The organism is Actinosynnema sp. NPDC037264, from assembly GCF_055603705.1.
The window spans coordinates 1-16,067 of sequence record NZ_JBVJVK010000048.1 but is presented as its reverse complement, the minus strand read 5'-3'; the positions used below and the strand labels follow the sequence as shown (position 1 = coordinate 16,067).

Below are 16,067 nucleotides of genomic sequence, written 5' to 3'. Positions count from 1 at the left end.
CAATTAGTAGCAGTTTGCAACCAATCGGACCGTACGGCACAATGGTTTCAATTCGCAACTCAGTGGGAGGTGTCATGTCCCGCACCGCCATGAGCGCTCCGACCCCTGGCTGGACCGACCCCGAATGCCCCGTCGCCCGCACGCTCGACCTCGTCGGCGACAGGTGGAGCCTTCTGGTCATCCGCGACGCGATGGACGGGGTGCGGTCGTTCACCGAGTTCCAGCGACGCACCGGCATCGCCCGCAACATCCTCGCCGACCGCCTCCGCAAGCTCACCGCTCACGGGCTCCTCGCCCAGTGCGCCGCACCGTCGGGCCGCCGCCGGGAGTACGTGCTCACCGACTCCGGTCGAGACCTCTTCGCGGTCATCCTCACCCTGCGGCAGTGGGGGCAACGCCACGCCTTCGCCCCTGGTGAGGCCCACTCCGTCCTGCTCGACGAGCACGGCGCCCCGGTGCCGGAGATCGCGCCGACCAGTGCCGACGGGACCCTCCTCGGCACCGGCAACACCCACGTCCGGAAGGTCCGCTAGAACGTGGCGCTCCGGCTCCGGCCGACGCGGACTCCAGCCGAGCCGCGGCGGGCGCACCGGGAGTCGGAGTCGACGAAGCGTGGGGGCCGCGAGTCGGTGCAGCGGTGCCGCGAGGAATGCCCGGTCGCCGGGTCGGGTGTCACCGTTCGGCGGCACACCCGATCGGGGCCCAAGGGCTGACAGCCGGGCCGCCGCGGCGGACGCTGATCAGCATGAGGAGTGCGGGCGTGGTCGTGTCGGTGGTGGTCCTGCTGCTGGCCTTCGTGGCTCCCGCCGCCGCGCGCGGTCAGGGGGTGGTGGTCGACTCGGATCGGTCGGCGACCTGGCGCGGCCGGCTGGTTCGGGACGACCCGCGGGTGCGGGACGTGCCTGAGTGCCGGCCCGTGGGGTGCGACCGGGTCGAGGTGGCGGTTCGGCTGCCCGTGCGGCTGCGGGACCGGCCCGGTGGGGTCGAGGTGGCGATCCGCACGGTCGGCGCGACGCCCGACGACAGCCTGGGCTTCGCCGTCTACCGGAACGGTCGTCGGGTCGGTCTTGCCGACGCCCAGATCGGCACCTCCCGGTCGGTGTGGCTGCCGAAGCTCACCGCCCGCTACACCGTCTACGTCTTCCAGAACCCGTTCGTGCCGGAGCTGGCGTCGTCCACCGTCCGGTACGAGGGCGCGGTGGAGAACGAGGACTCGCGGCTCGAACCGGCGCCGCGCGACCTGCTGCCCGACCTGGAGGCGCTGCCGCAGCGGTTCGCGACCTTCGACACGCCGCCCCCGTTCTTCGGTGACTCGGCCGAGCCGGGCTCGTCGTGCTTCCGCAGCGAGGTCGACGAGCGGGACGCGCGGCTGTGCCTGCGGTTCGGCCAGGCGATGGTCAACACCGGCGACGGCCCGGTGGACGTCCGCTACCGCACGCCCGCCGGCGAGCGGCCGGACGAGGTGCCCGGGGCCCAGCGCATCCACCGCTCCGACGGGACGTTCACCGACGTCCCGTCCGTGGGCGCGATGCACTACCACCCGATCCACTCCCACTACCACTTCGAGGACTTCTCCGTCTCCGAGCTGTGGGCGGTGGACGCGGCCGGGCGGCCGACGGGGACCGCACCCGTTGCCACCGGCAAGAAGAACGGCTTCTGCATGGCCGACACCGAGCTGGCGTGGTGGGACCGGAAGGGCAACGCGCCGCAGAGCTACCCGGCACCACGCTGCTTCGACCCCGAACCGGACTCGCCGCCGGGGGTCGACGCGTTCAAGAACGGCATCGCCAGGGGCTGGGCGGACGAGTACTGGTGGGCGCTGCCCGACCAGATGATCGAGGTCAGCGGGCTGGGGGACGGCACGTACGCACTCGTCACGCGGGTCGACCCCGGGAACAGGCTGCACGAGTCGGAGGAGAACGACAACTGCGTGCGGGTACCGATCACGCTGACCGGTCTCGCCACCGGCACCCCGACGGCGGCACTGGGCAGCCCGGCCGAGCCCTGCACCTGACCCGCGTCGACGGAACATCCGGCGACGTTGCCCCGTCTGTTCGGCGCCGTCTCGCGGACGTCGGGGACAGGTTCAGCGGCCCGAACTCGTCCGGGCAGGTCACGCGTCCGCGGGCACGGCCGTTTCGCGGCGGAGCGCCTGCAGGGTCTCGAGCTCGCGATCGATGTCGCGCCGCTTGGCCTCGAGGCGTTCGACCTCCTGGGCGAGCAACTGCTCCATGACGCCGGTGCGCTCTTCGGGCGTGGCCTCCAGGCAGGGGAGCAGCTCCTTCACGGTGGCGCTGGCCAGGCCGGCGGCGAACAGGTGCTGGATCAGGACGACCCGCTCGACCGTGGAGTCGTCGAAGTCGCGCCACCCACCGGGGGTGCGCTCGGAGCGGATCAGCCCGTGCTCCTCGTAGTACCGCAGGGACCGGGTGCTGACGCCGCTCGCATCCGCTAGCTCACCGATGCGCATGAGACCTCCTGACGCTGTCCGCCGCCTCCCATTCTTGCAGTTGACACCGGTGTGAAGTTTCACGATTGCGGGGCCGCGCCCGGCAGGGGCGCCCGGGGAGCCGGAGGTCACCGTGAATGCCCGGATCCACGCGTGGTCGGACTCCGTCCGGCGCCCGGCACGCCCTGGACCAGGGCCCGGCCGGGGAGCCCGGACTCGACCCGGTTCGGGGCCCTGACTGCCGACCTCGTGGAGATCGGCGTCCGCCATGTCGAGCCTGAGGGCTTCCGTCCGGCGGGCAGCTGCACCGCTCCGACGTCACCACCTGCTCGTGACTCACCTCGATGAAAGGTCACCCGCCATGCACTGGTTCTACCTCGGCATCGCCGTCGTCTTCGAGATCGCCGTCGCCGTCGCCGCAGGCAAGGCCCGAGGCTTCACCCGGCCTGCCTGGACCGTCGCCACGCTGGTCAGCGGCGGCATCGCCACGTACCTCCTCAGCCTGGCGCTGCTGACCTTCGACGTCGGCGTCGGCTACGCGATCTGGACCTCCGTCGCAGGCGTCGGGATCGTCGTCCTCGGCGCCCTCTTCTTCGGACAACGTCTCGACTGGCGCAAGCTCCTCGGCATCGCCGCCGTCATCGCCGGGGTCGTCGGCCTCCAACTCAGCGGAGCAGCCTGATGACCGACACCAGCCCCGCACCACGCCACCTCGAAATCGATCGTCAGGAAGGACCTCACATGACCGACGAAACCGCCACCGCCCGCCGTGACCGGGCACGGGCATGGCTGGTGCTCCTCCTCGCCGGGGCCTTCGAGGTCGGATACGCCCTCTCCGTCGGAGGCAGCCACGGCTTCACCGTGCTGTCCTGGTCGCTCGTCGCGGTCGTCTTCTTCCTGCTGACGCTCTTCGCCCTCAGCCTCGCCCTGCGCACCATCGACGTAGGCATCGGCTACGCCGTCTGGGCCGGCATCGGCGCCGTCGGAGCCGCACTGCTCGGCCCCGTCTTCTTCGGGGAGACCCTGACCCCGGTCAAGGCCTTCTGGCTCACCGTGATCATCGGGGGCGTCGTCTGGCTCAAGCTCTCCGACAGCCCCGAGCGAACGCGGACCGAGCGGCCTGCCCGGCTTTGACGACCGCGGCACGCCCGGCTGTCGCCGTGCGCCGATCGCCGTAACCCCCTTGGAGCGAAAGGGACAACCGCGACCGAACCTCGGACGGGCGGGTCGTGCGCGGGGCAGCATTGGCGTTCGGCCTTGCCGCGAGGAAGCTCGCAGGCCGATCGAGGGGGGAACCTTGTTACCACGAAGAGCCCTGGCCGCGCTGTTGGGTACCGCGATAGTGGCATCGGGCATGGTTGCCACGACCGCGGAGGCGGCGCCTCACTCCACGCGGTCGTACCCGGTGCTGGCTTCCTACACCGACTCCGCGAAGCGTCACACCGCGTTCCCGTGGCAGGACCAGGACGCGCCGTTGGGCGCCTCGACGCGGGACGGTCGACTGCACGTCTCGCGGGTCTACCTGACGTTCGACGTCGCGCAGTTCGCCGGGGCCCGGATCCTCGGCGCGAAGCTCTACATCCAGGAGAGCTCGACGGCCGACTGCGCCAAGCGCGCGATCGAGGTGTGGCAGACCGCGCCGGTCACCGGTGATCCCACGTGGGCGGACGCGCCGAGGCGCGAGCGGTGGTTGGACGACTTCACCGCGACCGGGGTGTGCCTGTCCTACCCGTCGTTCGACGTCGCGGCCGCGGTGCGGGACGCGTCGGCGCGTAACGAGTCCCGGATCACGGTGGAGGTCGCCGTGCCGGCGCCGCTCGAACGCGACACCACCTACGGTCGGACGTTGTACGGGTACTACAAAGCCGCGCTGAGCGTGCAGCACAACCAGGCTCCGTCCATTGTGGACCAGCACCGCTACAACTCCGGCAAGCCGTGCGCCACCACGCCTCCCTACCCGAAGCTGAGCACCTCGTTCGTGACGCTGGAGGCGCTGGCCGCCGACGGCGACCCGGGCGACCAGAGCCCGAGCTCCCTGACCGTCGACTTCGCCCTGTGGCCGCAGGACGACCCGACCGCGCGGACCGAGAAGGCCTCGCAGTTCGCGAGCACGACCCGGGTGGGCAGCGCGGGCTTCCCGGGGCTCGCCGACGGGAGGACCTACTCCTGGCAGGCACGCGCCGGTGACGGCGCCGACCTGTCCGCCTGGTCGACACCCTGCCACTTCGTCGCCGACGGGGTGAAACCGCCCGCACCCGCGATCACCTCCCCGAACTACCCGCCGAACGACGGTTCCTCGACGGCGCCCGTGGGCGAGGACGGCGTGTTCGTCTTCGACGCCCGCGGTGACGCCGACACGATCGGGTTCGGCTACACGTGGGGCAGCACGATCCCGGTGCCCGGCTGCTTCAACGGGGAGCTGGGCCGGCTGATCTGCGCGGACCCGTTGGACGGCGACCAGGCGGTCCGGGCGGACCACCCCGGCGGCACGGCCACGACGACCCTCGTCCCGCCCAACGCCGGCCCGCAGAAGCTCACGGCGTGGTCGATCGACGCCGCGGGCAACCGCTCGGCGCCGAGCGAGTACTCCGTGTTCGTCCCGGCCAGCAGCCCGTCCATCACCCTGGTCGGCGACGAACCCCGGTGGAACCAGGACGTGACCCTGCGGTTCGTGCCGCTGCCCGCCCTGGCCGACCGCACCGTCGACTTCGTCTACCGGCTCGATTCGGGGGAGCAGCAGGTGGTCGCGGCCGGCGCGGACGGCACGGCGACGATCACGTTCCGGGCCGATGACCCGAGGGGCCACACCGTCACCGCGAGCAGTCGCAGCGCCGACGGCTGGACGTCCGGCGCGGCGACCTGGACCCATTACTTCTTCCCGGGGCCGGGTGTGCACTCCGACGTGTACACCGACAGCGGCGAACCGACCGGGGGCGTGGGCGTGCCGGGCACGTTCACCTTCAGCCCGCCGCCGGGCTGGACCCAGGTCTCGACCTACCGCTACTCCCTCGACTGGGGCGAGTACGTCGACGTCCCGGCCGGCCCGGACGGCACCGCGACGATCACGCTGACACCGACCACCAGCGGCTACCACGATCTCGACGTCTACGCGATCGACGCCGACGGACGGTACAGCGACTACAGCAACCTCTTCACGTTCAACGTCGCGTGAGACCGACCGCCGCTGACCGGTCGACCGGAGTTCCGGCTCTGACGACCGGTCAGCGGCCCGGTGTCGCCGGCAGCGCGAGGGACAGCGCGAAGCGGCCGTCCAGGAACATGAGCCCGCGCTCCGCGAACTGGGCGAACGCGGCCTCGACGTCCGCCACCGGCCGGTCGAGGCCCAACGCCGAGCGGACGGCCGGAGCGGTGGTCGGACGGTCGCTGCACGCGAGGTAGATGTCGGCGAGCGCGTCGTGGAAGGTGTAGGTGCCGTCACGCCCCTGCTGCCGCCTGTCGTCGATCTGGAGGAACCCGCGGGTGGACCGGAACGTGAGCGACGGGCGGCTGCCCGACCACGCCGCCGACCACTCCGCGACCGCCTTCGCCAACGGCTCGTAAGCGGACGGCGGCAGGGCGTCCGCGAACTCGTGATCGAAGAAGTAGGCGACCCGGGCGAGGTCCACCGTCTCCGGGTACACGTGCCGGTAGCTGGGCTCGACCACGCGGCGCGCCGGCCCGAACCGGTCCGGTCGCGCGTAGAGCGGGCTGAAGCGCTCGAGCCAGATCCCGGCCGCGCTCGCCGGCGGTTGCAGGTGCGCCAGGTGCGGCACGACGGCCGCCTGGGCCAGGTAGTCCTCCTCGGTCTCGCCGGGGAAGCCCCACAGGATGTTCCAGCCCACTTCGATGCCGTAGTACCGGGCCCACCGCAGCAGGTTGACGTTCTGCGCCGCCCGGACGCCCTTGTCCATCAGCCGCAGCACGTCCGAGCTGAGCGACTCCAGCCCCGGCTGCAGGTGCGTGACGCCGCCGCGCGCCAGGACCTTGATCTGCTCCTTGGTGAGGTTGGCCTTGACCTCGTAGAAGATCTGGAAGTCGTGGCGCCCGTCGGCCAGCGCGGGGAACAGCTCCTTCAGGTAAGCCGGGTCGAGGATGTTGTCGACCGCCTCGAAGCGGAACGCGCGGTAGCGCCGCGACTGCCCGACCAGCTCGTCCAGCACCCGTTGCGGCGACTTGGTGCGGAACCGCATCGTCGTGCCGTTGAGGCCGCAGAACGTGCAGTGGTGCTTCGCTCCCCACCAGCAGCCCCGCGCCGACTCGAACGGGAGCCACACCTGCGTGGTCGGCAGGCCCAGCGCGGCCGACCGCTCGAAGAACTCGCCGTAGTCCGGCGCGGGCAGGTCGTCCAGGCGGTCGAGTGGTGGCGACGGGGTGGCCGCCACCACCCGGTCGCCGTCACGGCGGGCGACGCCGGGAATCCCGGCCACGTCGGTTCCCGTCGCCAACGCGGCCAGCAGCAGGGGGAAAGCCCGGTCCCCCTCACCGATGACCGCGTAGTCGACGCAGTCCACCGAGCGCACGAGTTCGAGGCCCATCTCACCGTCGAAGTTCGCGCCGCCGAACACCGTGACGAGGTCGGGGTAGCGCTCCTTCAGCCGCCGGGCCAACGCGAACGACGCGGTGTTCTGCTGGAACGTCGAGCTGAAGCCGACGACTCCCGTGCGGTGCCAGTCGAACCCGTCGACCAACGCGTCGAGGTACGCGGGCACGTCGTGCTCGCGCGTGCGCAACAGCCGGTCGCGCACCGACTCGGACCCTTCCGCCAGGTAGGTCAGCTCGTCGGCGAACTCCTCGGGCAGCGCGCCGTCGGCGTCCGGCGCCGAGGAGCCGAACGCCGCCACGGAGAACAGCCAGTCGCCGACCTGCCTGCCCCGGTGATCGGCGAGCAACCGGTAGTAGTCCGGTCCGATCCGCGCCGCGAAGTCGAGGTTCGCGTGCAGGGTGCGCACCGGGAAGCCGGCCGCCTCCCCGATGGCCTTCAGCAGTCCTAACTGGATCGACGGTCGATCGGCCTGCATGAACGGCATCGACACCAGGACCGTCGGCGCGGTCACGGCTGCGAGCTGCCCGGCGTGGTGCTCCTGCTGATCAGGGCCGGCGTCGCCGAGCCCGGCGGGACGGGCGGGCAGGGGGGCGCGGCCCGGCTGATCAGGCTCGAGGACGCCGCGTACGCGACGACCAGGGCGGCGTGGTGCGGCGTGAACGACGTGGCGAACTGGTCGCTGAAGGGACGCTCCTCCGCCTCCTCCGCCACCTCGGTGACGTCGCCGGCGACCTTGAGGATGGCCGACAGCAGGGCGCGCTGCGGGTCGCTCAGCTCCAGCGATTCGAGCTTCGCGAAGAGCTCTTCGACTTCTTCTGCGGTGATGAAGGGTTCGGTCATCGTGCTGTGCCTCTCAACTGTCCGATGTGGACTTGGCGAGCTTGGCGCGCGTGTCGTGCCCGGCGGGGTGGCCGAGCTGGTCGACGATGTCGGCGGATCGCTGCCACGCGTCGTGGGCGGCGTCGACGTCGCCCGCGTCGTGGTGCGCGTCGCCCAGCGACGACAGCACGTGCGCTTCGTTGATCCGGTAGCCGGACGCCCGGAACAGCTCCACCGCGGCCTGGTAGCAGGCCACCGCCTGGGCGTGGTCCTCTAGTTGGTGGTAGGTGTAGCCGAGGCTGTGCCAGGTCTGGCCGGCGCCGAGCTGGTCGCCGAGCTCCGTTTGCAGGTCGAGTGCCTTGCGGCAGTGCTCGATGGCCGTCGCGTGGTCACCGAGCAGCGCGTGGAACCACCCGACGGCGTTGAGCACCTTGGCCTGCCCCGCCTGGTGCCCCGCCGCCCGGAACAGCGCCAGCGCCTGCTCCGCGTTCGCCAGCGCCTCGGCGTTGCGCTCCTGCCGTTCGAGCGACCACGAGAGGTAGAACCGGACGTAGGCCTCGCCGACGCGGTCGCCCGCCCCGCGGTAGAGGCGCAGCGCGAGGTCCAGTTCGGCGCACGCGTCCTCGTACTCGCCGAACCACACGTAGGTGCAGCCGAGGTAGCAGTGCGCGAAGGCCTGCTTCAGCGGGTCGCCGAGCCGTCGTGCGGCGGCCAGCGCCACGGTCAGCGCGTCGATCTCGTCCTGCCAGTGGCCCTGGTGAGCGAGGAACCGCCGGGTCGACCGGACCAGCTCCCACACCTCGGCGTCGAACTCGGGCTCCTGGTGGATCGCGGCCAGGAGCACGCGGTGCTCGGCGTCGAACCAGGCCAGCGCCTCGGTGCGGTCGGCGACCGGCTCGGGCGTGACGCCCGGCGGGAGCGCGGTCAGCGGGGCCGGTTCCTCCCGGCGCGGGTCGAGCAGCAGGTCCGCCTGGTCCGCGGTGTGCAGGTAGTGGCCGAGCGTTCGGCGGACGGCGGCCCGCCGGTCGTCCTCCGCGTCGAGGGCCTGCGCCTGTTCGGAGGCGTAGGCGCGCAGCAGGTCGTGGCAGGTGTAGCGGCCCGGGCTGTGCTCGGTGACGAGGTGGGCGTGGGAGAGCTCGGCCAGCAGTCGGCGCACCGTGCGCGGCGGCAGTCCGGCCAGGCTCGACGCGGCACGGGTGCCGAGGTCGGGTCCGGGGTGCAGGCCCGTCAACCGGAAGAGCCGGGCCGCGTCGGGGCTGAGCTGGAGGTACGACCAGGAGAACACGGCCCGGGGGTCGGTCGCCGGGTCGGCGCCGGAGAACTCGTCGAGACGACCCCGCGCCGCGCGCAGCTCACGAGCGAGCGCCGCCAGCCCGAACTTCGGGTGCGTCGTCGCGCGGGCCGCGACCACCGCGAGCGCCAACGGCAGCCGGGCGCACAGCGCGACGATCTCGTCCACCGCCCGGGGCTCGGCCGCGACCCGTCCGGCGCCGAGCCGCCCGGCCAGCAGCCGCCGCGCCTCGTCCGCGCCGAGCAGGTCGACGGTCAGGTACCGGGCCCCGTCGGCCACCAGCCCGGTCAGCTGGTCCCGGCTGGTCACCAGCACGAGGCAGGCCGGCGACCCGGGCAGCAGCGGGCGCACGTGCTCGGCGTCGCGCGCGTTGTCCAGCACCACCAGCACCCGGCGGTTCGCGAGCAGGCTGCGGCACAGGCCGACCTGCGCCTCGAACCCGACCGGGATCCGCTGCGGCGGCACCTCGAACGCGTCCAGGAACCGCCGCACCGCCTCGGCGGGCGTCACCGGGGCCCCGGTCGGGTCGAACCCGCGCAGGTTCACGTACAGCTGCCCGCCGGGGAACCGCTCGCGCACCCGGTGTGCCCAGTGCACCACCAGCGCGGTCTTGCCGACGCCCGCCGTGCCCGACACGGCGACGATCCGGACCGCCGTCGCACTCCCGCCCGCCAGGTCGTCCAGCAGCCGCAGCTCCTCCTCGCGGCCCGCGAAGCCCGGCAGGTCGGGCGGTAGTTGAGCGGGCGTCGCCGGCGAACCGCCCCGGTCGGACGGCGGCAGCTCGCCGCGGAGGATGGCGGCGTGCAGGGCGCGGAGCTCGGCGCCGGGATCGGCGCCCAGCTCGTCGGCGAGCCTGGCCCGGATGAGGGCGAAGCGCTCGATCGCCTCCGCGTCCCGCCCGACGGCGTGCAGCGCCCGCATGAACACCGCTTCCAGGGGCTCGGAGAGGGGGTGCTCCGCCAGGACGTCGGGCAGCGCGGCGATCACCGCGTCAGGACGCCCGAGCCGGAGCTGCACCTCGGCCCACCGGGTCACCGCGTCGAGCCTGCGCCGCCGCCAGCTGTCGCGGACCCGGTCGACCCAGTCGCCGGAGATCCCGGCCAGCGGCGGGCCGCGCCACAGGCCCAGCGCCTCCGCCAACGCCGCCGCGCGGGCCGCGTCCTCGACCTGGCCGCCCGCCGTGAGCCGGCTGAACCGGTGCAGGTCCACGAGGTCGGGCTCGACGTCGAGCACGTACCCGGCGCTGCGGCGCTCCAGCCGGGCCCGGACGCCGGTGCGCTCGGTCGCGGTGGCCAGCAGCCGCCGGATGCGGCTGAGGTGGGAGTACAGGACGTTGCGCGCCTCCACGGGCGGCTGGTCGTCCCAGACCCGGTCGATGAGGGTCTCGATGCCGACCGGACGGCCGGCGTCCACCAGGAGCGCGGCCAGCACGGCCTGCTGCCGCGGGGTTCCGACGTCCAGCGGCCGGTCGCCCGCGAGCAACCTCACCTCACCGAACAACCGGAATTCCACATCGATCGATGGTTGTCCGTCCGCAAGGTCGCCGCAAGGTCTCCGAGCAGGACGACCCGAAATCGTGAACCGACGAACCCGGCACACGAAAAAGGGGCCTGACATGGGGCACAACACATCGGACTCGCTGCTGCTGGACCACGCCGCGCGCGGTTGGGACTCGGCCTGGCGGGAGATCGTGCGCGGTTACACACCGCTGGTCCGGAGCGTGTGCGTGCGCAGCGGGATCAGGGGCGTGGACGCCGACGACGTCGCGGCCACCGTGTGGCTGCGCCTCGTGCTGAACCTGAGAAGCATTCGCGAGCCCGCGGCGCTGCCCGGCTGGCTCGCCACCACGACCAGGAGGGAGTGCTACCGGTTGATGCGGACCAGGGACCGCCACACGCCGACCGCCGACGAGCCGGTGGACGAGGCCGAGCCCGCCGCGGACGTGTCCCTGCTCGACGCCGAGCGGCACGAAGCCCTGCGCGAGGCGCTCACCCTGCTGCCGGCGCGCGACCGCGAACTCCTCTCGCTGCTCTTCTCCGACCCGCCGACGCCCTACGACACCATCGTGGAGAGCCTCGGCATCCCGCGCGGGTCCATCGGCCCCACCCGCAGGCGGTGCCTGGCCAGGATTCGGCGCATCCCGTCGATCGCCGCGCTGCTGGAGGACTGAGGGCACTCACTGCTCCGGTCGAGATGTGATGGCGCCGGCGCCTGAACGGGACGCCGGCGCCATCGCGCGCGATCAACCGGTCACGATGGTCGCGCCGTACGCGTTGAGCGAGTTGACGACGTCGACGTAGAAGAACCGCCACGCGCACCGGCGGCTCGGGCCCTCCGGGACACCGCGGCACGGCGCCTGCGTGGACAGGTCGATCGCCGTGTTGGTGCCCTTGGCGATCGTCCGGAGGTGGTCCGACGTGAGGTCGAAGACCGGGCCGCCGCTGTCGCCGTTGCCCACCGGCGCGACGTGGTCGACCTGCTCCGCCCACACCGTCTGGTAGACGAGGTAGCCGATGTTGATGGTGACGTTGGTGTACTTCACCTGGATGCCGCACAGCGCGCCGGAGTAGGCGCCGGAGTCGCACACCCAGTTCCCGACGTAGCTGCGCGCCGCGCCGGCCGTGGGCTTGGAGAACTCGTTGACGCCCACGCCGCCGTCGTAGGTCCGGCCCGACGACCAGGTGTTGATCAGCAACCGGTCGTAGGCGTTGTCGTCGCCTTCGATCGGCCCCATGTAGTCGCCACCGCCGTCGTACGCGCCTTGGCCGTTGGCCCCGCAGTGACCGGCGGACAGCATCTTCGTGACGCCGGCGTGCCACACCGCGAACCCGGTGGAACAGCCGTTCCAACGCGCGCCACCCCAGTAGGGCGGCGAGTCGTTGCCGCGCGAGGCCATCGGCTCGGGCGCCGACGCGACCTGGTCGAGCGGGACCGAGGCGGACAGCGCCTGCGCGCCGGCCGGGTCCCGGACGCCGAGCACCAGACCGCTGCCGTCGACCTTCGGCGCGGCGGACGTGACGCCGGGCTGCCGGACGAGCCGGGCCGCCTCCGCCCGCAACGACCGGTGGCTGTGCGCGGCGGGCAGCACCTTGACCGGCACCGCCCGGTTCACGTCGGCCAGCAGGTCCGCGACGGCGGGCGAGGGCTTGCCCGCCCAGTACACCCGCAGTTCGCGGTTCTCCGGCGCGGCGACGACGCCTGCCAGCCCGTCGTCGTCCGCGGCCGTGATGCGGTCCGCGGCGTCGTTCAGCTTCTGCTGCATGGCGCGCAGCTCGCCCCAGGACGTGAAGCCGCCCGGCACGGGCCCGCCCTCCGCCGAGGTGCCGGAGGGCGCGGTGCCCGTCGGCTTCGCGTCCAAGGTCTTCCCGTCCGGATCCGGCTCCGCGAGCGCGGTGCCCGCGGTCGCCAGCACCAGGACCACCGCCCCGCCCAGTGCGGCGGTCAAGCGCCGCCGTGTGGATCTGTGCATCAGCTTCTCCCCCTTCAACCGGTGTAACCGACACAGGGGAGATGCGGCCGGGGCGGGCGGGGATACCGCGAATTCGACAGGTGGTGCTCGCGCGCCCGGGGACTCGGGGTTCGGCAACGAACGCCGGACCTGCGGCTTCCGGGAAGAGGCGTGACCGGGGCTGGGACCGGAGTGGGTAGCGCTGTGTGATCGTGGGGCGCGTATTCACCCGAACGAGATGATGCCGATACTCCACCAGTGGTGCGACCATGAGGACGGGCGGTGAGGTGTTCGTCTCGGTGGGGAGCGACGACACCACGGCCGACGTGGCGGAAGCCCGGGCACGACCGCAGATCCAGGCGCAGCGCCGACCGCCCCCGTCGAACTGGCAACAGGGGGAACGATGACGAAGACGACGAAGGTGGCGGCTGCCCTGACGACCGCCGCCATGACCGCGGCGCTGATCGCCGCCACCACCGCATCCGCATCTGCCGCCGGCGCCGCCGCTCCGTGGTGGAGCGACCCGGCGACGTGCGCGAACCCGCTCACGGCGGTGGAGCGCACGGTCGACAACCGGCTGGTCCAGGTGCGCTACGGCAACTGTGGCGGCGCGCAGTACGGCTGGGGGCGGATCCTCAACTACACCGGCCCGGAGTTCATCCGCTTCGAGGTCGACCTGAACGGGGACCGGGTCGCGGACGACTTCTCGACCTACACCGCGGGCAGCCGCAACTACACGCAGGCCTACCCCACGAGTTCGAGCCCGAACCGCGCCTTCCGGGCGTGCTACGTGGTCGACCCGCACGGCACCTGCACCGCGGGCAACTCCACCGTCTGGTGGTGACCCCGACACCGCGCCGGCGACCGCGATCGTCGGATCGCGTGCAACGCGATGCGCGCCAACGGTGACGCCGATCCCCGAAGGAGGACGACCTCGGCCCGCCCTCCTTCGGGGACGCCCGCACGGACGTGACCCTCGGCCTCACGGCGTTCCAGGCGTGCAGCGCGGCGGTGGGGCCGAACGTGTGCACTTCACCGATTCCGCCGACACCGGACGGCGCCGGGTGATTCACTCGGCGCCGATCGAGGGCGGAGGTGTCGAACGAGCGTGCGCAAGGAGTTGCGCGCCTATCTCCGGCGCACCGAAGGCAAGCTGACCATGATCGCCGCGCTGACGTCCGCGTCGGCGCTGCTGCTCGGGCTGATCGGCTGGTTGGTCCTGCAGGACCGGCAGGACATGCTGGACGACGCGGTGGAGAGGCGCGGCGTGCTCACGTCCGCGGCCCTCGACGTCTACCGCGCGTTCGCCGACGCCGACGCCACCTCGCTCGACGCGCTGCTGGTCGACCAGCAGCGCTCGCCGCAGTTGCAGCACAAGGTGCGCGAGAACGTCTTCGACGCACTCGACGCGTTGCGCGCGGCGGCAGAGCGCGATGGCGGTGGGAGCGCGGCCGAGCGCATCCAGCGCATCACCGACCTGGTGCCGCAGTACGTGCAGCTCGTGGAGAGCGGCTGGAGCGCGGGCCGCGAGGGCCACCCGGTCGCCACCTCCTACCTGAACCAGGCGAGCTTCCTGGCGCGCGGCAAGATCCTCGAAGACGCGGCGGCCCTGCACCGCGAGCAGATCGAGAACCTCACCGAGGCCCAGCAGGACGCCACCGGCCAGTCCTGGCTCGTCTGGCTGCTCGGGTTCTCCGTGCTGGGCGTCCTGCACTGGTCGAACAGGTTCCTCTTCCGGCGCACCAAGCGCCGCTACAACACCGGCCTCATCGTCGCCGCGGGGCTCACCGGCGCCGCGCTCCTGGTCACCTCGGTCCCGCTGCTGATCTCCAGCGGCCACGCCGAGGACAGCATCCGGAACCGGGAGGAGGTGGTCGCGCCGCTCGCGGAGGCGCGCAACGTCGGCCGGTCCGCGGACGGCAACGAGGCCCGACTGCTGATCTACCCCTCGGTCGGCGACAAGGAGGCGTTGCGGAAGGACCTCGCCGACATCGCCGGGCTCATCGCGCGGGCGGCGGAATCGGCCACCGACCGGGAGCACATCGACCAGGCGGCCGACGCGACGCGGAAGTGGACCGAGGCGGACGCCACGCTGGTCACCACCGACTCGCGGCTGACCTACCCGGAGACCGTGGCGCTCGTGACGCCGCCCGAGCGGGGCAAGTCGACCGCCGAACTGGTGGACGAGCACCTCACCGCGGCGATCTCCACCTACACCAACGCCTCCGCCCGCTCCACCGCCGAAGCGCGCGCGTGGATCAGCGGACTGGACGTCGTCTTCGCCCTGCTGATGGCGGGAGCGGCCATCGCGGCACTGGCCGGGCTCCGGCCCCGGATCGCGGAGTACTACCGATGAAGCGCTTGCTGCTGGCACTCCTGCTGCTCGCGGGCTGCGCGGCCCAGCCCGCCCAACCGGCCGAGCGGACGGCCGATCCCGTGCTGCCCAACGGCTACCGCGACCCCGGGCAGCCGGCCTCGCTGCCGGCGGAGTGCACGACGCCGGAGGGCAGGGCGAAGTACGACCCGGCGCGCACGCTCAACCCCGCGGGTGGCCTCGGCGACGGCACGAGCGTGCTCGACGGCGGGACGCTCGCGGAGATCCGCGAGCACGGCCTGGACGTCGGCGTCAGCCAGACCACCCCGCTCCTCAGCCGCCGCGACCAGGTGACGGGGGAGATGGAGGGCTTCGAGATCGACCTGATCAACCGGCTCGCGACCGAGCTGTTCGGCCGTCCGCTCCAGCGCAACGACCCGATGCTGCGCCTGGTCACCATGCCCACCGGCAGCAGGCTGCTGGCGCTCGACACCGACAAGAACAACGCCGTGAGGGAAGCCGACCAGGCGTTGGAGGAGGTCCCGGTCGTCGACATGGTCGTCGCCGACGTGACGATGACCTGCGACCGCGTCTACAACCACGACGTCGTCTACTCGACGCCCTACCTCACCACGAACGCGGGCCTGCTCACCCGCCGGGGCGCCGAGGCGCGCGACTCGCTGGACGAGCTGCGCGACCGGAAGGTGTGCGCCGCGTCGGCCACCACGAGCATCGTCGACCTGCTCGAGTCGCAGCGGACCACCGGTGTCAAGCCGGTGTCCACCCCCGATTCCAGCGAGTGCCTCATGCTGCTGCAACGCGGCCTCGTGGACGCCGTCTACACCGACTTCCCGATCCTGCAAGGTCTTCAGCTGCAGGATCCCGGCACCGAGCTGACCGACCTGCCGGGCCAGGGCGGCGGCACCGCGGGCGTCGCGATCAGCGCCAAGCACCAGGACCTGGTCCGGTTCGTCAACGGCGTGATCGCCGCGATGCGCGCGGACGGCTCGCTGCGGGCCTCGCACGAGAAGTGGTTCGGCGAGCACGTGCGGGCGGCGGGGCTCGAACCGGGCCCGGTGCTCCCGCTGCCACCGATCGCCTACATCGACTAGTAGTGCTTTGTTAGGTTTGTCGATAGTTGTTGCGGTGTAGCGGTTTCACGGTTTGGTGGCAGGTCGGGCATGCGCCGGTCCAGGTCGCGAG

General features: G+C 72.2%; 14 protein-coding genes. 9 read left to right on the top strand and 5 right to left on the bottom strand.

The genetic code is table 11. The features are described from left to right. Positions 1-74: 74 nt before the first annotated feature. Positions 75-533 carry a winged helix-turn-helix transcriptional regulator gene (locus ACZ7GX_RS34665; RefSeq protein WP_498783081.1) on the top strand — a complete coding sequence of 153 codons (459 nt, stop codon included), beginning with the start codon at positions 75-77 and terminating at the stop codon, positions 531-533. Positions 534-745: 212 nt separating this feature from the next. Next, entirely contained in the window at positions 746-2,014 is a 1,269-nt protein-coding gene (locus tag ACZ7GX_RS34660; protein WP_498783079.1) for a lysyl oxidase family protein, read from the top strand. 99 nt (positions 2,015-2,113) lie between these two features. Here ACZ7GX_RS34660 and ACZ7GX_RS34655 read toward each other — a convergent pair whose 3' ends face one another. Then, positions 2,114-2,470 carry a MerR family transcriptional regulator gene (locus tag ACZ7GX_RS34655; RefSeq protein ID WP_498783078.1) on the bottom strand — a complete coding sequence of 119 codons (357 nt, stop codon included), beginning with the start codon at positions 2,468-2,470 and terminating at the stop codon, positions 2,114-2,116. A 340-nt stretch (positions 2,471-2,810) separates the two neighbouring features. Between ACZ7GX_RS34655 and ACZ7GX_RS34650 the strand changes: the two genes are divergently transcribed. The 3 genes from ACZ7GX_RS34650 to ACZ7GX_RS34640 all read left to right on the top strand — a co-directional run bounded on the left by ACZ7GX_RS34650 (position 2,811) and on the right by ACZ7GX_RS34640 (position 5,621). Then, complete coding sequence (locus ACZ7GX_RS34650) at positions 2,811-3,131, top strand: DMT family transporter (RefSeq protein ID WP_498783076.1); 321 nt, start codon at positions 2,811-2,813, stop codon at positions 3,129-3,131. Further along, complete coding sequence (locus ACZ7GX_RS34645; RefSeq protein ID WP_498783074.1) at positions 3,131-3,583, top strand: DMT family transporter; 453 nt, start codon at positions 3,131-3,133, stop codon at positions 3,581-3,583. The genes ACZ7GX_RS34650 and ACZ7GX_RS34645 overlap by 1 nt, the downstream gene beginning before the upstream one ends. Positions 3,584-3,803: 220 nt before the next feature. Next, positions 3,804-5,621 (top strand): hypothetical protein, encoded by a 1,818-nt coding sequence (locus ACZ7GX_RS34640; RefSeq protein WP_498783072.1) that lies wholly within the window; start codon positions 3,804-3,806, stop codon positions 5,619-5,621. A gap of 49 nt (positions 5,622-5,670) precedes the next feature. Here ACZ7GX_RS34640 and ACZ7GX_RS34635 read toward each other — a convergent pair whose 3' ends face one another. From ACZ7GX_RS34635 to ACZ7GX_RS34625, 3 genes are read right to left on the bottom strand one after another with little or no spacing between them, the layout of a single operon-like run. After that, positions 5,671-7,503 carry a RiPP maturation radical SAM C-methyltransferase gene (locus ACZ7GX_RS34635; RefSeq protein WP_498783070.1) on the bottom strand — a complete coding sequence of 611 codons (1,833 nt, stop codon included), beginning with the start codon at positions 7,501-7,503 and terminating at the stop codon, positions 5,671-5,673. Further along, on the bottom strand, positions 7,500-7,832 hold the full coding sequence (locus ACZ7GX_RS34630) for a hypothetical protein (RefSeq protein ID WP_498783068.1): 333 nt from the start codon (positions 7,830-7,832) through the stop codon (positions 7,500-7,502). The genes ACZ7GX_RS34635 and ACZ7GX_RS34630 overlap by 4 nt, the downstream gene beginning before the upstream one ends. A 13-nt stretch (positions 7,833-7,845) precedes the next feature. Beyond that, positions 7,846-10,614, bottom strand: coding sequence for an AfsR/SARP family transcriptional regulator (locus ACZ7GX_RS34625; RefSeq protein WP_498783066.1), 2,769 nt, complete (start codon positions 10,612-10,614; stop codon positions 7,846-7,848). 103 nt (positions 10,615-10,717) lie between these two features. Here ACZ7GX_RS34625 and ACZ7GX_RS34620 point away from each other — a divergent pair, with 103 nt between their 5' ends. Then, on the top strand, positions 10,718-11,272 hold the full coding sequence (locus ACZ7GX_RS34620; protein ID WP_498783064.1) for an RNA polymerase sigma factor: 555 nt from the start codon (positions 10,718-10,720) through the stop codon (positions 11,270-11,272). Positions 11,273-11,344: 72 nt separating this feature from the next. On the opposite strand, the gene ACZ7GX_RS34615 is transcribed toward ACZ7GX_RS34620, so the two are convergent. Beyond that, a complete protein-coding gene (locus ACZ7GX_RS34615; RefSeq protein WP_498783062.1) occupies positions 11,345-12,571 on the bottom strand; it encodes a chymotrypsin family serine protease in 1,227 nt (408 codons plus the stop codon). Positions 12,572-12,953: 382 nt separating this feature from the next. Between ACZ7GX_RS34615 and ACZ7GX_RS34610 the strand changes: the two genes are divergently transcribed. From ACZ7GX_RS34610 to ACZ7GX_RS34600, 3 genes are all read left to right on the top strand, one after another. Continuing rightward, a complete protein-coding gene (locus ACZ7GX_RS34610; protein ID WP_498783060.1) occupies positions 12,954-13,394 on the top strand; it encodes a hypothetical protein in 441 nt (146 codons plus the stop codon). Between the two features lie 264 nt (positions 13,395-13,658). Continuing rightward, positions 13,659-14,906 carry a GlnX family signal transduction membrane protein gene (locus tag ACZ7GX_RS34605; RefSeq protein ID WP_498783058.1) on the top strand — a complete coding sequence of 416 codons (1,248 nt, stop codon included), beginning with the start codon at positions 13,659-13,661 and terminating at the stop codon, positions 14,904-14,906. Then, complete coding sequence (locus ACZ7GX_RS34600) at positions 14,903-15,976, top strand: transporter substrate-binding domain-containing protein (protein ID WP_498783056.1); 1,074 nt, start codon at positions 14,903-14,905, stop codon at positions 15,974-15,976. Before ACZ7GX_RS34605 ends, ACZ7GX_RS34600 begins: the two co-directional genes overlap by 4 nt. Positions 15,977-16,067 lie beyond the last annotated feature (91 nt).